At 69.4% G+C, this 17113-nt stretch carries 7 protein-coding genes; 3 read left to right on the forward strand and 4 right to left on the reverse strand.

From position 1 onward, the window contains the following. Positions 1-424 precede the first annotated feature (424 nt). The 4 genes from ACZ5ZX_RS11965 to ACZ5ZX_RS11980 all read right to left on the reverse strand — a co-directional run bounded on the left by ACZ5ZX_RS11965 (position 425) and on the right by ACZ5ZX_RS11980 (position 11317). Positions 425-5368, reverse strand: a complete 4944-nt coding sequence (locus ACZ5ZX_RS11965; protein WP_465501994.1) for an SDR family oxidoreductase — start codon at positions 5366-5368, stop codon at positions 425-427. A 22-nt stretch (positions 5369-5390) separates the two neighbouring features. Further along, positions 5391-8369 (reverse strand): SDR family oxidoreductase, encoded by a 2979-nt coding sequence (locus ACZ5ZX_RS11970; protein WP_465501995.1) that lies wholly within the window; start codon positions 8367-8369, stop codon positions 5391-5393. Continuing rightward, complete coding sequence (locus ACZ5ZX_RS11975; protein ID WP_465501996.1) at positions 8366-9652, reverse strand: acyltransferase domain-containing protein; 1287 nt, start codon at positions 9650-9652, stop codon at positions 8366-8368. Before ACZ5ZX_RS11975 ends, ACZ5ZX_RS11970 begins: the two co-directional genes overlap by 4 nt. Positions 9653-9910: 258 nt before the next feature. After that, entirely contained in the window at positions 9911-11317 is a 1407-nt protein-coding gene (locus tag ACZ5ZX_RS11980; RefSeq protein WP_465501997.1) for a helix-turn-helix transcriptional regulator, read from the reverse strand. A gap of 398 nt (positions 11318-11715) precedes the next feature. Here ACZ5ZX_RS11980 and ACZ5ZX_RS11985 point away from each other — a divergent pair, with 398 nt between their 5' ends. The 3 genes from ACZ5ZX_RS11985 to ACZ5ZX_RS11995 are packed head-to-tail and all read left to right on the forward strand — an operon-like array spanning position 11716 to position 17078. Next, the gene (locus ACZ5ZX_RS11985; protein WP_465501998.1) at positions 11716-14115 is read left to right on the forward strand and encodes a right-handed parallel beta-helix repeat-containing protein; all 2400 of its coding nucleotides are present in this window, start codon (positions 11716-11718) and stop codon (positions 14113-14115) included. 56 nt (positions 14116-14171) lie between these two features. Next, complete coding sequence (locus ACZ5ZX_RS11990; RefSeq protein WP_465501999.1) at positions 14172-16664, forward strand: hypothetical protein; 2493 nt, start codon at positions 14172-14174, stop codon at positions 16662-16664. 57 nt (positions 16665-16721) lie between these two features. Continuing rightward, the gene (locus tag ACZ5ZX_RS11995; protein WP_465502000.1) at positions 16722-17078 is read left to right on the forward strand and encodes a WXG100 family type VII secretion target; all 357 of its coding nucleotides are present in this window, start codon (positions 16722-16724) and stop codon (positions 17076-17078) included. The last annotated feature ends 35 nt before the right edge of the window (positions 17079-17113 follow it).

The raw sequence follows: 17113 nt of genomic DNA on the forward strand, positions 1-17113 counted from the left end.
ACTGGTGGGGGGCCGGGGGGGCGTTGGCTGCCGCCCGGGGGGTGTTTGGCGGGGGGGCGGGGGCTGCATTGGGGGTCCACCCCCTGTTTGCCAACCCCCCACCCCGCGCGGGACCTCGCATAGCGTCATCAACCGGACGCCGAGCTCTTGAAAGTTGTCCCTTGTGGACAGTCGTGCGACCCCCCGCCTCAGCGGGGAGCTCCTCGGCTGCCGCCAGGCAGCGAGCCGATCGCGCCACGTTTGCCTTACCCCTCAAATAAGTCCAACGTGGCGTGATCGGCTCACTGCCGTGAAGGTCCCCTTACTTACCCTCAAGGTGGCAAAGGAGGCCTTCACTGCCTTGACGGGGGGCGTGAGTGATAAAGAGCGTTATTGATAACCCGAATCGCCACTCTCGACAGCGGATCGGCTCGCTGCGGTCGCTTCACCCGCCGTCGACCCACAGCACCACACGTCCCTCCGCCATCGCGAGTCCTCCGCCCGGCTCGATGTGCACGGCCCTGGCGTCCCTGGCTCCTGGAAGGGCGACGAGCCGCGCGATCTTCAGCTGCCCTCCGGCGGACTCCGCCGTCGCCAGGATGGCGGCGAGCGCCGGATGGGGCAGGCAGGCGGCAGGCGTCGGCGTACCGCACCACAGGTCCTCGTCCGCGTGGGCGCGCACCCCGGCGAGCCCGCCGACCGGGGCCGCGGGCGCCTCGGGCGGGTGCTCGCCGTAGTTCACCACCGCCGTCGCCACGGTGCCGGTGTCGTCGTTCACCGTCACCCGTACTTGCCAGACCTCACCGGTCCAGCCACCGGCCGCGTCGAACTCCAGAGCGAGCGAGTTCCCGTCATGCCGAAGCCGGTCGAGGTGGATGTCCACCTCGGAGATCGATTCCAGGTGCTGGCGCGGATGTCCTTCCGGGCGTACCCAGTCACCGGCGGCGAGGACGTATTCGAGCAACATCGGCACGGAGAGCCCGCCGGTGGATTCGCGCAGGTGGGGGTCCTCGGCGAGGGTCCATCGGTGCCGGGTGCGGAATCGCTCGTGCTCGACGAGCCGGCTGACCTCGCCGAGGAACAGCCGGCCGGTGTCCACTCGTCTCCGGTCCGGGCTCCCGGCGGGCCACGACGTGCCGCGCAGATGATGCGGCCGGGCCATCACGCCGAGCCTGCCGAAGTAGCCGGACTCCCCGCTATGGTCCGGGTTCCCGGTCAGCGCGGCCATTTCCGTGAGCCAATTCGCGACGCCGTCCTCGGGTGACATCGTGGAACCGTAACGGGCGGCACCGACGTAGTGCACGATGTTGCCGGTGCGTTCCCAAGTCGGCCAGTTGATCGTGTGCACAGGCACGCCACTGCGCCGCGCCGTCCACAGGCCGAGCCTGCTCAGCGCGCCGCTGCCGGCCGCGTAGGCGGTGTGGCCGACCATCCCGCCGCTCGCGGACATGGACCCCGCGCAGGAGACGAAGCGCAAGGGCCGGTCCACCGACGCCCGCTCGGAGACCGCGTCGAAGAGGGTCGCGAAGCCGGTGACCTTCACGTCGACCGCCCGTACCACTTCTTCCGGCGTCAGCCGGGAGAACCGGACACCGCGGTAAGTGGCGGCGTTGTGCACCAGCACGGTGGGGCTGGAGTCCAGAGAGGACAGAAGTCGTTCGACCTGAGCCCGGTCGGTGACATCACAAGGCTCGTAACGGATCCGCAGGCCGATCTCGGCCGCGGCGGCGAGGTTGGCCAGCGCGGTCCGGACGAATTCGGCGTCCTCGACGGCGCGACGGCCTTCGGCGACCCCACCGGGTTCACCGGCCGCGTCGATGAGCCGCCTCTTGCGCCAGCCGGCGAAGGCGGCATCGTCCGGCTCCGCACCGGGTCCGGTCAGAGGGCGTCTTCCGGTGACCACCACCTCCGCGCCGAGGGCGGCGAGTCGCCGGGCGAGGGCGAAACCGACTCCTCGTCCGCCACCGGAGACGAGTACGCGGTCTTCGGGGCCCACCGGCGACGCCGAGGCCGGGTCCGATGGTGCGGAGTTGATCAGGACACGCTGAACATGGCGGACACCGTCGCGGTAGCCGACCTCCTGATCACCGGGTAGCCCGGCTTCGGTGTCGAGCACACTGGCGATCGTGGCGGCATCACCGCGGTCGAGGTCGATGCTCCTGGTGCGGACCCCGGGCAGTTCGACCATCAGGTTCTTCGCCAGTGCGACCCAGGCCCCGCTCAACGGTTGGGGGACGGGACCGCCGGAGTGACCGAACAGCCCGTCGCCATGGCCGACCGTCAGATACTGGAAGCGGTCCGCTTCCGCCGATTCGAGCCAGTGGTCGTACACCGCCTGGAGTGCCGCGGTGGTGGTCCGAAGTGCTTCACGCCAGACCGGATCACCCAGTTCGTAGTCGGTGAGACCGGTGAGCGTGAGATCGGCGATGGCATCCCACTCGGCCGTCAGTTCCGCGACACGCGCCGGGGAGTCCGCTGTGACGACGATGGCGCCTCGTGCGGTGAGCTGCTTCGCCACCGCTTCGGTGGTGGGTCGGTGCGCGCCCAGCACCAGCACCCGCCGGTCCAGGAGCACACCCGGCGCGGGCTCCGCCGGACGCGGCACCGGCTCGGCCACCCAACGCTGCACCTGCCTCGCGAAGGACGAACTGTCGTAGGCGAGAAGCTGCGGGCGCACGGCCGGTTCGTTTTCCGCGCCGTCCGCGGGTGCCCGCACCGTCGGCGGGGAGACCGCCAGAGGATGTGCCGCACGCTGCTCGTCGACCGTCCGCACCCGTCCGCTTTCCTGATGCACGTAACCCAGCGGTTCGCCGGTCGCGCCGGTCATCCGCAGCACAAGCCGTCCGTCCGAAGTGAAGACTCCGCCCCAGTCACCGGTCTCCGGTCCGGAGGTGGCCCTCAGCGTCAGTTCCTCCCCGGCCAGCGCGACGTCGTCGAGTCCGCCGTAGAAGTCGATCCTGCGTACCGTCCGCGGCACCGCGATCGGGCTCCACCCGTCTTCGGCGGCCACCGCCATCACTTGCGCCAGCGCGTCACAGACGACGGCGGGGAACACCGCGTCCTCGAACCAGCGTGTCACCTCGGCGCGGTCGAGGGTCAGCGTGGCCAGTTTGCCCTCGCGGCCGAAGTGGACCCGTTCTGCCGCCGCGAAGATCCCGGACAGCGCGACGAACGGGTTCGGCAGTTGATAAGGGTTCGCCAGTTCCATGGCGCCGGCGGTGACGGGAAGCCGATCCGGTCGCGGCCGCGGGCACTCGACCGGCCGGTCACGCAGGACCACCGACATCCGGCCGTGCTCCCGGTCGGTGGCCAGCACCGTCCCGTCCGGCGCCACCACATCGGTCAGGATCCGCACTCGCACCACGGTTTCGCCGTACTCGCCAGGCGTGTCTTCGACGACCTCCGCCACGATCTTCTTCCGCTGGGGCCGCGCGGATTCCCGGAACACGCGGACGAAGCGGTCGAGGGAGAGGTCGCGGACGCCGACCGGCACCCGGCCGGGCACCAGCGCTTTCGCCGCCTGTGCGGCGATCTCCACGACGAGCATCCCGGGTACGGTGGGATGCCCACCGACGAGATGGTGCCGCAGGTAGGCGTCACGGTCGACGCTGAATTCCCGGTGAGCGACCAGCTTGCCCGCGCCCGCTTCGGTGACTTCGCCGAGCAGCGGTGCCGACTTCGGCTCGGGGCCGGGGAGCCAGACCGCGGTCCGCTGCGGATGCCGCTCGCTCATGATGCGCCGTTCGACAGCGCCGAAATAGCCGAGGGTGCGAGCGGCGCCCGGCCTGCTCAGCTCGGCGAGGAAGTGCGCGATGCCCTCGGCGGCGGGCATCCGCGACAGATGCCGGTCCAGCACCTCGGCCACCAGTGGCTCGGTGGAGCGGGTCGTGCCGTCCCACAGTCCCCAGCCGAAGGTGGTTTCGGCCGAATCCATGGCCGCGTCCGCGGCGGTGTACAGGAAGTCGTTGGCCGCGGCATAGTCGGTCTCGCCTTGGATACCGAAGAGCCCGGCCAGTGAACCCGCGTTGACCCAGCGCCGGGGCGGGTTCGCGGCGAAGGCGTGTTTGAGCGCGTGATAGGTGTCGACCTTGATGTCACGCACGGCGCGGAAGTTCTTCAGCGGTTTCGCGGGCAGTTCCGCGGAGCGGGTCAGCCCGGAGAAGTTCAGCACCAGATCGACGGGTCTCCCGTCGTGCGCCGCCATCACCTCCGCGCACACCCGCCGGACCTCGTCCGGATCACGCGTGTCACACACGTGGTAGTGCACCTTGCCCTCGCCGCAGAGCGCGGTGAGCCGGGCCAGATCGGCGTGCACTTCCCGGGCTTGGGCGAGTTTTCGCAGCCTGGCGTTGGCCATCGGTACACCGCCGTCTTCACCGGCGGCCGCCACCAGTGCCGTCCGGCGACGAAGCCGATGGGCTTCCTCGTCCTCGACCAGTTCTTCGTGGTGGTAGGCGGAAAGGTCGTTGGTGCCGAGGATGTGGACGACGGGGCGGCAGTTCTCCGCCAAGCCGAGCAGGGTGAGCATTCCGATGCCCCGGCTCGTGCCCGCGCCGAGGACGACGGAGTCCTCGGTCAGTACCGGTCCCCGCGACGGCGGCACGGGGGCGGGCCGCGCGCGCCGTACCCAGCGCTCACCGCCTCCCAGCACGACTCCCGGCAGGGCGTGCCGGACGCGCATCTCTTCGGTGAGCTGCGCGGGAGCCGCCCGATCGTCCGCGGCGGTCAGTACCACGCAGAACCGTGCCGTGGCGACCACCGGTTCCAGCTCCAGCACCTTGACCAGTCCGGTGAACAACCCCGCGTAGGGGTGGACAGCTCCGTCTTCGCGTGCGCCGCCGGAAAGGGCGATTCCGTAGGTTTCCAGCTCCCTGGCGACCTTCGCGACGAGGAAACAGGCGTCATGCAGCCGGAGTACCTCGGCCGGGGCCGAATCGCGGTCCAGCCAGTCGTGCCACGGAGCAAGGGTCGCGAGCACGCGTACATGCCGGTAGGACCTTTCGGTCAGCATCGCGAGCAGTTCCTCGCCGTCGCTCATCCGTCGATCGCCGAGCCGCCAGCCCGCGTCATCGAACCGAAGGACGGCCGCGTCGTCCGGCAGCCCCTCCGGTACCGAAGCGCCATCGGCGAGCACCACCAACGTTCCGGGCGGGAACAGCGGTCCGGCGGGGAACACAGGGACGCGCTTTTCCCGCTGCCAGGACAGTTCGTACCGTTGCAGCACGGTAGTGGATGCGACCGGGGAGCTGACCCGCAACCGGGCCGTCCGGCCGTTCGACTCGCGGGCCACGATCTGCTCTGGCACCTTGCCGGTCAGCACTTCCAGCAGTTCCCGCGCTCCCTCGGCGCCGAAGAGATGCGGTGAAACGACGCCATCCGGAATGCTCATGACAACTCCAAGGCAGTGTGCGTCAGGATTCGATGTGCGCGAGCACGGGAAGAGACCATTCCTCGGCCTTCTCCGCCGAAGTGACCGCGAAGAGGTACGCGCCTTCCGCGTCGACGGAGTCACCGGACGGTTTCTCCCGTAGCGACCGGACCCAGGCGGGGTACGGGTTGGCGCTCATCCCGCCCACCAGGGCCAGGTCGAGATCGCCTTCTTCGAGGAACCGTGCCGCGGTCTCGAAGGATTCGAGCAGGGCCGCGTTCCCGGCGTCCACCACCAGGTTCAGCCCTCGGAGATCGAAGTGGTTGGCGATCCTGGAGGCGATGACGTTCGGCATCACCCCGGGCTGGGTGTCCGGGCTGATCGCGGGCCAGGTGACGGCCACCTCGGACCACATCCGGTCGAGGAAGTCCGCCACGGCGGGGGTGGGATTCCCGCCGACCGCGGCCCGGATGTCGTCGAAATGCACCCGCAGTTGCGCGCCGTGCATCGCGCCGGTCTGGCCGGTCACCCCGAACAGGACGCCGGTGGTGTCGCGGTGGGTCTCGCACAGCTTCCGCACCGGGGCGGGAAGCCGCACCATGCATTCGAGGGCCAGTAGCTGCGCCCTGTCGATCCGGCGCATCATCGGCGGTGGCAACGCGACCCCGTCGATCGGATGGACCGGGTAGACCGCGCCGAAGGAGGCCGTGCCGTCGTCCGGCTCGCAGGCCGACCAGCCGACGATCACCAGCGGCCGGGACCGGACGGCGACCGGGGCGGTCACACGCGGCCCCTCGGACACACTCGGATGCAGCTCGGGAAGGTATTCCGACACCACGGCTGTCGCGTTCGTGCCGCCGAAGCCGAACGCGGCCACCGCGCCGGTCCGCGCTCGATCACGGGCACTTCGCCGCCAGTCCGTGGTCCGGCGTGGCACCTCGATGTTCGTGGTCTCCTCCGTGACCCGCGCGGGCAGGCGCTCGAACCGGTGCTGTGGCGGGATCCGGTCGTGGCGCAGACACAGCAGGAGATGGATCAGGGACACCACGCCCGCCGGCCACCCGGTGTGCCCGATGACGGATTTGTTGGACACCACGGTGACCGGGCGGTCCGGTGCGTAGACCTCGGCGATACCGAGCAGTTCGGCGGTGTCGCCCGTGGGGGTGCCGGTGGCGTGCGCGATGACGAGGTCGATGTCCCGCGGGCTGGTTCCGGCCTTGGCCAGCGCCCGCCGCGCGGCCATCACCTGGCCGGTGGTGGCGGGCGCGTTGATGGCCTTGCCCTTGCCGTCCGCCGACAGACCGACTCCACGGACGATGCCGAGCACGGTGTCGCCGTCCGCCAGCGCCCGGGACAGCTTCTTCAGCACCACGAGTCCCGCGCCGTCGGCGAACAGCACGCCGTTGGCGCCTTCGTCCAGCGATCGGACTTCGCCGGTGGGGGACAGGCCGCCCATTTTGGCGAACGCCACCATGTAGGTGACCTGCATGACCGCCGAGCCACCGCATACGGCGACGTCGCAGCGGCCGGAATTCAGTTCGCGGATGCCTCGGTCCAGTGCGTACAGCGAGGACGAACAAGCCGTGTCCACCACGTGCACGGCGGAATCACCGGGGAGGATCCCCGCGATGGCGTCCGACGCGATCGCGTGCGGCAACGACCGGGCGGTATCGCCCGTGCCGCGCGGGAAACGGGCCAGGACGCGCTGCTCGACCTGATGTTTCTCCTCGCCGGTCATGCCGCGGGCGTGTGGTCCGTCGAGTGCTTCGCGTACCGCGGCCACCACCTGGGCCTCGGACAGGTGCTGGCTGCCGTCGGCGGTGAGCCCGACACAGAAGGCGACCCGGTCGCGCGCGCCGACACTGGTGTGTTCGAGCGCCTGATACAGGCTGTGCCGCAGCCACCGGGTGCTGAAGTCGGTGTCCGCCGGTGCTTCCGCCGCGAGCCGGGGATGCGGACGGAAACCGGTGATGAGTCCGGAAACAGGCTGCGATCCCTTGTCCGGCACGTCGGTGCGGCCCGGGGTGAACGCGGTGGTCACCCAACGATCGGGGGTGGCCTCGGTGAACAGGTTCGGTCCGTCGACCAGCACGTCCCAGAACTCGTCCGGACTCGACGCGCCGGGAACCGCCATGCCCATCCCCACGACGACGATCGGATCTTCGGTGTCCGGCTCCGCGGGCGGGGCGGGCTCGGGTGCCGGTGGTGGCGCGACTTCCCGCACCGCACGGGGGTTCTCGGGGAGATTCCCGCACATCAGGTCGACACCGCCGTCCGCGCTGACCGTCTGCCCGGTGATCCAGCGGGAGCGGGACGAGGCGAGGAAAGCGACCAGCTCGGCGAACTCGTCGACCTCGCCCAGCCTGCGTCCCAACGGTGTGCGGTCCCGCATCATCGAGGCGAAGTCGGCGTACCCAGGGAACATGCGACCGCCCGCGGTGTCCAGCAGCCCGCCGGAGGCGGTGTTGACCCGGATCCCCGCCGGGCCAAGCTCCACCGCGAGATACCGGGTCATCGCCTCGAGCGCCGCCTTGGTGACGCCGATCGCGAGGTAGTCCTTCAGCACCGAACGCGCCCCCACCGAGGACACGTTGACCACACTGGCCTGGCCGCTCGCGGTCAGCAGTGGCCGGGCCAGCTGCACGCAGCGCAACGGGGCCTTGAGGTTCGTCGCCAGTGCCCGGTCGAGCTCGTCCTCGCTGATCCCGGCGGCGGTGCCGAAGATCCCGAGTGCGGCGTTGTTGACCAGGATGTCCAGTCGCCCCTCGGCCTCCCCGATCTGCCCCATGATCCGTTCGACGTGCTCGTCCTTGGCGACCGAACCGCGCGCGAGCCGGACGTCCAGCCCTTCGGCGGACAAGCGCCCGGCGATCTCCTTGCCTCGCTGGAAGGAATGGAAGCAGTTGAGATAGACGACCGCCCCGCGGCGGGCGAGCAGTTCCACCACCGCGGAACCGACGCCGCCCGCGCCGCCGGTCACCAGCGCGACGCGGCCTTCCAGTTCCCCGTTCGCCGGGTTCACCCGCGACTGCCGGTCACATAGTCGGTGACCTTGGCGAGGGTGTCCAGGTCGGTACTGCGGAAACCCGGCGCGGGCGCGGGCAGGTCGAAGATCTGCCGGGCCTTCGTCAGCAGTTCCGTCTGGCGCATCGAGTCGACGCCGAGATCCGCCTCCAGCGCGGCGTCCTCGGTCAGGACCTCGACCGGGTATTCCAGCGCTTCGGCGTACAGTTCCCGCAAGCGCGAGAACACTTCTCCCCGCGCCGGAATCGAGCCTGCGGCGACCAGGACCGGAGCCGGCACTGTCTCCTGTACAGGGCTGGGGGCGGGAGCCGGGACGGCGACCGCTTGCCGCGTGCGGGGGACAGGCGTGGGTTGCCCGGTCTGGCCGAGGGCGCCCACCGCGGAGGCGAGCGGGAAGGCGGCACGGACGAGTTTGGTGAGCGTCTCACCCGCACCCAGTTCGGTGAACGACCGCCTTCCTTCGGCGTAGAGGCCGGAAAGTGTTTCCCGGAACTGAACCGGCTGGGACAGATGAAGGCCCAGCAGGGCGGCCAGGTCGTCGCCATCGCGGTAGCGGCGCCCGAGGATCGGCGAATACACAGGGATGGCGAAGCCGCCCGCTTTGTACTCGGCGGCCTTCGCGGCCAGTTCCCGGCCCGCCGGAACGAGTGCCTTATTGTGGAACCCGTAAGGCGAAGAGACCGTGCCAGTGCCGATTCCGAGCGTTTCCGCCACCGTGCCTGCCGTGGCCAACTGTGCCGCGGGACCCGACAGCACGCTTTGTTCGTCGGCGTTGTCGACCGCGAAGGCCAGGCCGGGCAGTTCCGCGAGCGAGAGCAGAAGCTCGCTGCGGACCCGGCCGCACCGCAGTGCGAGCAGGCCACCCTCGGGAGCGTGGGCACGCAGGACTTCGTTGCGGTCACAGACGAGGGAAGCACCGTCGGCGACGGAGAACGCCCCGCCGATCACCAGGGCCGCGATCTCCCCGAAGCTGTGCCCCACCACCAGATCCAGGATTGCGCCGCGGGCGGCGATGATCCGGTACGCGGTGACGGAGGCGCCGTAGATCGCCAGCTGGAGTTCGTCCGGATACCGGGTGAGCATTTCTTCGAGCGAGGGTGGCTCGGCCGCGAACACCACCGAACTGACGGTGCGGCCGGTGCGGGCGCGATACACCTCGTCGATGGTTTCGAACACTTCGTGCACCGATTCGTCACCGCGTGCCCACGGAACGGCCAATGTGCCGGGCCGGTACGCTCCCTGCCCGGGAACCAGTCCGACTTCAGTCTGTCCGAGGTCCATCGTTCGGCTCACCTTCTGTCCGGGCTTCTGTTCTGTCGCGCCGGGAAATGCGCGGAAGCTTTCGATTTCCGGACGGTATCGGCCGATCTCGCGGCGGAAGGCGAAGAGTGCCCGAACAGTGCGCGGGGTAGCCCTTTTGTCACCGGTATCGAGGTGCGCGTGCCGTGACCTGCGATCGGCCGGCTCACGAACGGCTGGGTGCCCTTTCGGGCAGGGGCGTTGGACGACCGATCACCCGGTTCGCGGAAACGCCATCGACTACAGGATGGGGACTAAGATCGAGCGTAATTCGCTTCGCCCGGAAATCGCGAGTTTGCGATAGATGTTCGAGAGGTGGAATTCCACAGTGGACGTGGTCAGCCGCAATCGCTCGGCGATCTCGCCATTGCTCAGCCCGCCTTGAGCGAGGTGCGCCACCTTGCGTTCTTTCGAGGACACCTTCGGAGTGTCAGCGGCCGCCGTCCACCGCCGCAGCGTTTCGTCCGCGCGGACTTCCCAAGCCTTGTTGCCTGTCACGGCCGCGGTTTCGCGGAGGCCGCGGAGCGCGGGCTGAACCTCGTCGTGGCGTCCCTCGAGCCTCAATTTCACCGCGAGTTCGTACTGGGCTTCCAGCAAGGTGTTCCGTGCGCCACTGTCCGCCAGGAATTCGACAGCCTTCTTCAACAGCTCGACATCCCGGCCCTCGGTGGACACCAGGCCGAGCGTGCGCAAGGCGGTACCGATCGCACGGGCGGTGCCCCACCTCCTCGCGCGGCTGAGCTCCTCCTCGGCAAGCGGTAGGGCGATGGTCTCGCGTCCCGTCGCGGCGGCGCAGAGGGCCGCTCTCGATCGCCAAGGGATGACTGCGGGATTGCTGACCCCCCAGGAAGCGAGTTCCCGGCCGCAGGCGATGAAGTCCTCGTAGGCAGGCTCCGGCTGCCCGATCGCCCGGCTCAGGAGGCCACGCGCCGCGAGGACTTCGGCGCGATCGACGACGGCGTCCAGGTTGCCGCTGAGAGCGTGAGCGCGCATCAGGGCGTCCGCGCGATCGAGATCGCCGAGATCGACCAAGGCCTCGATGGCCCAGGCCACCGCGACCTCGGTGAACTGGTCTTCGACGTCGCCGGTGACGAGGGGATCGAGCAGCCGGACGGCGGTGACCGAGTCGCCGTTGAGAGCCGCGACGCGAGCCCGGAGCACGGTCAGCACCGACGAGGCGGCCCAGCCCGCGCGGGTCATCGCGCGCTCGCAATGGTGCTGGGCCGAAGCACCGTCGTCGAGGTAGGCGAGCGACAGGATCGCGTACCAGAATGTGCCGACATCACGCCAGTTGAACGACTTCAGGGCTTCGTGTGCGAGCTCGGCCGCTTCCCTCGGGTCGTTCCCGTGGTTCACCAGCGACATCGCGCGCGTCGCGCTCAGCCGTTCCGGCGGAACCGGGATCCCGTGCCGTCCGGCGGTCTGTGGCCCGGGCCTGGGGCTGCCCGCCACGTAGACCAGGCCACCCAGTTCCGGTCCGACGATGTCGGGTGAGGCGAACTCGAGGATCCGGCGCAGGGCACTCATGGCGGCTTCGTCGGCTTCGCTCCACCGGCCCAGCGCGCCCAACCGTGCCCGTTCCTTGCGCGCCGCGTCGAGGGCTTCGCGCGCTGCCTCGGCATCGTCCGGCTTGTCCAGTTCAGTCACCCCTTCTTGTGCCGCCAGCCTGTCGTGCACCGACCGCTTTCGCCACCTTCGGCGGGGGCTACCTCTGCTTATCGTACTTCGACGGATGCGCCGGCGGACGCCGGGTGGTCACTCTCCACAGTGTCCCCGTTACCGAACGAATCCGGGCTCTTGATCCCCTCTCGACGCGCGTCGTGACCGGAAAGAGGGTTTTCCCTTACGAAGCGGGTGACGGGCGGAGTGCGAGAGGCGATTTCGTCCGACATGTTGCCCGAACTTCCCCCGAGCGCCCTTTGTCTTCCGTTTCTCCTCGAAGATCAGACCAGTTACGAATGAAGAATTCGTCGAGGCCTCATTGGTGCGCTCAAGTCCCGGACTCGGGACCGGTACGGGTGATGAACGAGAAAGGGAGCCGGAACGTGGGCCAAAACGTCATCATGGTCACGCAGACGCCGGGGCACGGTTACCGGCGCATCGGTGACGCGGTGGCCGGCGCACCCGAAGGCGCCTTGATCGTGGTGGCACCCGGCCGGTACAGCGAGAACCTCGTGTTGTCCAAACCAGTGACGATCACCGCAGAGGACGGCATCGGGACGGTCACCGTCCTGGCCGGCTCCGGGGTCGCCGTCTCGGTGGCCACCTCCTCGGCCGCCTTGTCCGGAATCTCCGTCGTGTCCGACGACAAGGACAATCCCGCCGTCTTCGTGGCACAAGGTCAGCTGAGCCTCACGGAATGCTCCCTCGACGGAGCGGGCTGGTCCACGGTCTTCGCGTCCGGCGACGGCAAGGTCCTGATGCGTGACTGCGAGGTCCGCAATGGCGTCGGAGCCGGCGTCGTGGTCACCGCCGCGGACGGTGGCGTGCTCGAATCCTGCCGCTTCACCGATCTGGGGACCTCCGCCGTGGTGGTCGCCGACGACGGCGCGCTGACGATGCGGGCCTGCAGCGTCGTCAAGGCGGCGGGAAACGGCATCTGCCTCAACGGCCGCGGCACGCTGACCGTCGACGACACCACCATCACCGGCACCGGCAAGCCCGCGGTCGCGGTCGAGCAGCAGGCGACGATGAAGGCGAAGCGGCTGTCCGTGTCCGCCGCGGACGGGATCGGCTTCTATCTGGCCAGCACCGGTCACGTCTTTCTCGACGACTGCTCGGTGGAGCGCGTCGGCGCCGAGGGCGTTTTCGTGGCGGAAGGCTGCAAACCGGAACTGCGGGGCTGCCGTGTCCGCGCCAGCGGCTTCCGGGGCGTGCACTTCGCCGCCCGTTCCGGCGGCAAGCTCACCAACTGCGAGGTCGCCGAGGTGGACGGGATCGGTGTCCACGTGACCGAGCGATCCACCCCGGAATTCGACCAGCTCTCCGTCGCCGGGAGCAAACGCTCCGGCGTCCGGGTCTCCGACGCCGCCGATCCGTTCTTCCGCCGGTTACGGGTGCTCGGTTCGGACGGCGCCGGTGTCGAGGTCGACGAAGGTGGCCGCGGCACAATGGAGAACGTAGAGATCGAAGGCGGCGAAGTGGGGCTGCGCATCGTCGGCGGTTCTCGGCTGACAGCGAGCGGGCTGAGCGTACGTGACACCAGGGCCGCCGGTGTCGAGGTCGTCGACGCCGCGCTGGCTCTGGCGGACAGTGCCATCACCGGTTCCGGCGGGGACGGTGTCCACGCCGGGGGCGGAGCCAACCTGTCGGTCGCCCGGTGCCGTGTGCACGGCAGCGATGGCATGGGCTGCCAGTTCGCCGAGGGGGCCTCGGGCAGCATCACCGACTCCGAGTTCTCCGGTGGCAAGGCCGACGGCATCCGGCTCGACACGCGGGAAGCCGTCCGGGTCTCGTCGTGCACCGTGCGGGACAACCACGGCAGCGGACTGCGGCAGACCCGGCCCGGCACGGCGATCGAAGTGCTGGATCTGATCACCAGCGGAAACCTGCGTCCGGACGCGTTCGGGACGTCCGCGTCGGCCGAAGCGGCGCGCCCTTCGCCCGCCGCCGCTCCCGCTCGGGCCAAGACCGCCGACGATCCCCTCATGGAACTGCAGGGCCTCGTCGGACTGGACGGGGTCAAGCGCGAGGTGACGTCACTGATCAATCTCAACAAGATGGCCAAGCGGCGGCAGGACGCGGGATTGTCGGCCCCGCCGATGGCCCGCCACCTGGTGTTCGCGGGAGCGCCGGGAACCGGCAAGACCACGGTCGCCCGCCTCTACGGGCAGGTGCTCGCGCAACTCGGTGTGCTGCGTGAAGGACATCTGGTCGAGGTGGCCAGGGCCGATCTCGTCGCGCAGATCATCGGTGGCACCGCGATCAAGACCACGGAGGCCTTCACCACCGCCCTCGGCGGCGTCCTGTTCATCGACGAGGCGTACACCCTGAGCTCCGGTTCGGGAGGAAGCGGGCCGGACTTCGGCCGCGAGGCCATCGACACCTTGGTCAAGCTGATGGAAGACCACCGCGACGACGTCGTCGTGATCGCCGCGGGTTACTCGAACGAAATGTCGAAGTTCCTCGAATCCAACCCCGGGATGGAATCGAGGTTCAGTCGCACGATCGAGTTCGCCAACTACACGGCGGACGAACTCGTCACCATCGTCCGGACCCAGTGCGCCAAACATGACTACCGCCTCGACGAAGAAGCGGCGGGCGGTCTGCTCGACTACTTCGAGGCGATCCCGAAGGACGGCACCTTCGGCAACGGCCGGACGGCCCGGCGAGTGTTCGAGCGCATGACCGACAGGCAGGCGTCCCGCCTCGCGGAGACCTCCGAGGTGACCGCGGCCGATCTGACGTTGCTGACCGCGGAGGACCTGGAAACCGGTGTGCGGTGACCCGCACCCTCGAAGGTTTCGCTCCGTCCATTCGCACTGCCCGAGCAGGAGGCAAGATGAACCACGACCTCGTGGATCAAGGCGCCGGTGACTTCCTCGTCGAACGGCGCGGTGCCCACGTGCTGATCCGCCGGATCGGTGAAGCCGACACTCAAGCCGGTGCCATCGGCTGGCCGGAACCGGTCGACGGTCACGTTTTCGTCCTGGTTTCCCCAGGCGCGGCGAGAGATGGCTCGCTCACCACCGCGTTGCCCGCCCTGTTGTACCGCTCCGTGGTGGCGAAGGACGTCGAAGCCGTGCGGATCGCCCTGCCGGGTTTCGGCCGGGATCCCTTCGTCCCCCAGGCCTTGGCCGACGCGCTCGACATCGAGATCTTCGCCCCGGACGGCGCCTTCGTCGTCGAACCGGGGGCACTCCTCTACGCGGGCCACGGGACCGGCGGAACCGGCTGGCTGCGGTTCCGCCCGGGAGCGCCCGCTTGTCCCGATGGACGACGGTATCCGGTGCCCGCCTGGGAAGCCGCGCTGCCTGCCTCGCCGTCCGGCGTGCCGGGCGCGATCATCGAACCGAGGCCGGCCGCGATCCTCGAACCGGTGCCCGCCGGTCTGCTGGTGCGGCGTCCGGACGCACGTCCGGCGGCTCTCGGCGACGCGGCTTTTTCGGTGCCCGCCGACGCGTCCGTCGCCAAGATCGTCGTCGGAGCGGAAGGTGCCGTACCGGCCGCCGGGCTCGTGTCCACAGTGGTCGGTCGGCTCCCGCTCGTACCGACGACGCTGGTCCCACTGTCCACCACGACCAGTGCCCACGCCTGGCTGAGCGAGTTCGCGAAGTCGCTCGGCCGGAACGTCGTCGTCGAAATCTCACCTACGGATGTGAAGAAGCGCTACCGGCCGTTCGTGGCGAAACTGCTGCAGCGCGCGGACGGAGGTCAGGAGGTACTCGAAGCCGTTGTCCCGCCCCGGGGATGGCAGCGACGCGACGCTTCCGGATATCGGCGTGGGCAGGTCATGGCCGACGTCGTCCCGTCAGGGCTCGTGCTGCGGACCGGAGCCGGTGATTCCGCGGCCTCGGTGGCGTCGTTCGACCCCGACGGGTGGACGCTGTACCTCGGAACGCCCGGTGAGCCGATCGGCCCAGACCTGCTCTCCGCCGCGGAAGCGCTGCTCGGCGAACTCGTCCCGGAAACTCGCAAGGTGGCCCGTCTCCGGTTGCTTGGCGTGCTCGACGACCGGACCCGCGAACTGATCGACCGCCCACCGGCCATCGTCACCCGGCCGGTTCCCGCCACCGGCCCGAAGCAGGCTGAACCGGCGGAGCGCACGGAAACGCGGGTCGCGCCGCCCGCTCCGGCCAGGTCGGTGGCCGCGACGCCGCGGCCACCGGGCGGACCGGTCATGCCGGCCGCGCTCATGGTGTCCTCGGCACCGGTGCCGACGGTGTCCGGCGCGGCGGTCGCCCCCGCGCAGGAGCCGGTCGTGGAAGCTCGGCCTGCTCCGGCCGTCCCCACCTTCGTCACGCCGCAGCAGGCGCCGCCCACGCCGGTCGAGGCGCCGAGCGTCACCGACGTACGCTCGGACGACACCGTTCCGGCGCCGATGCCGGTGGTGGAAGAGACCCGGATGGAGGTCTCGAACCGTCCCGTGGCCGAAGTGGCCGAGACGCGCGAGCCTGCCAAGCCGGTGGAACCCCGGGTGGCGACCGGCACCGCGCTCGTCGTCGCCGACCGGGCCAGTTCGGCGGCCGAGCAGGCCCGGTTCACCGCCGCGGCCGGTGACGAGTACGGCGAAGCGCTCGCCACGGTGAACGCGGCTTTGGCGACCTGGCCGTCCATGCGCGGCCAGGCCGACTCCGGGATCAAGGCCGACTACGTCGCGGTCTGCCTGTACCTTGGCCGTGGCCGAGGCGGTTTCGGCGACCTGAACCCCGCCGTACGCGGCGGGTCCGCCGGGGAGATCGAGGGGCAGGTCACCTGTCTCGCGTCGGGACTGCGGCGACTGCCCACCCATCGGCGTGCGGTGCTTCGGCAGAGCAAGGACGCGCAGGCGCTGGAGCGCACGATCACGCCGGGCTCGATCCTGACCGAGCCCGGATTCCTCGTCGGCAGCATGGATCTCGACGTGACCGTGCCGGACGCGGATCTCGACGTCCTCATCTGGCCCGCGTCGGCCCGGCGGACGTCGGAACTGCTGATCGGGCAGCCGGTGAACGAGGTGGTCTTCTTCGCAGGCGCCCGGTTCAAGGCCTTGGCGCTGCGGGAGACCGAACCGGTGGGCGAAGAGCAGGGTGAAGAGCCGGCCGCGCCCCGGGTGGCCGCGCTGTTCCGGGAACTCGCGCCCGGCGAAGCGGTTCCGGCCTCCGGCGAACTGGACGACTACGATCTGGCCGTGCTGGCGAAGCTCGACAAGGCACTCGAACGAAGGCGTCGCGGTGCGCTGCGCTTGATCGAGGAACCCGGCCTGATGAGCCGGATGACGAGTTCCCTCTATGAGTGGCGCCAAGAAGCGTCGGCTCCGGCCACCGCGGGGCAGACGGTCACGCTGGCTTCATGACAGGTCCGGCCGAAAGCTGTTCGAGGCAAGAGGTCCTTCGACGGAAAGGTGAGCACGATGGCGGACGAATTCCGTCTTGATCCCTCGGGAATGCAGGACATGCTGTCCAGGCTCCGGTCCGACAACGCCGAATTCTCGGACGCGGTGACGCGGTTGAATCACACCCTGGACCGGTATCACGGTTGCTGGGGGAACGACAAAGCGGGGAAGAAATTCGCCGAAGGTTATGTGACCAACGCGAATGACGTGCGGGAAGGTCTGGGAGACCTGTCCGAAGGCGTGGGGGAGCTGGCCGACGGCGTCGCCACCACGGTCGGTGACTTCCGCGATCTGGACGAGGCGAACGCGAAGACGTTCGATCACCGGTTGGCCGAAGCTCTCCAGCAGCAACAGCAGAACGCGCCGAAGGATTGAGCAAGCCGGCAGGATTCTTGTTCTTTTGATGGCAT

The organism is Amycolatopsis sp. NPDC033938, from assembly GCF_055575975.1.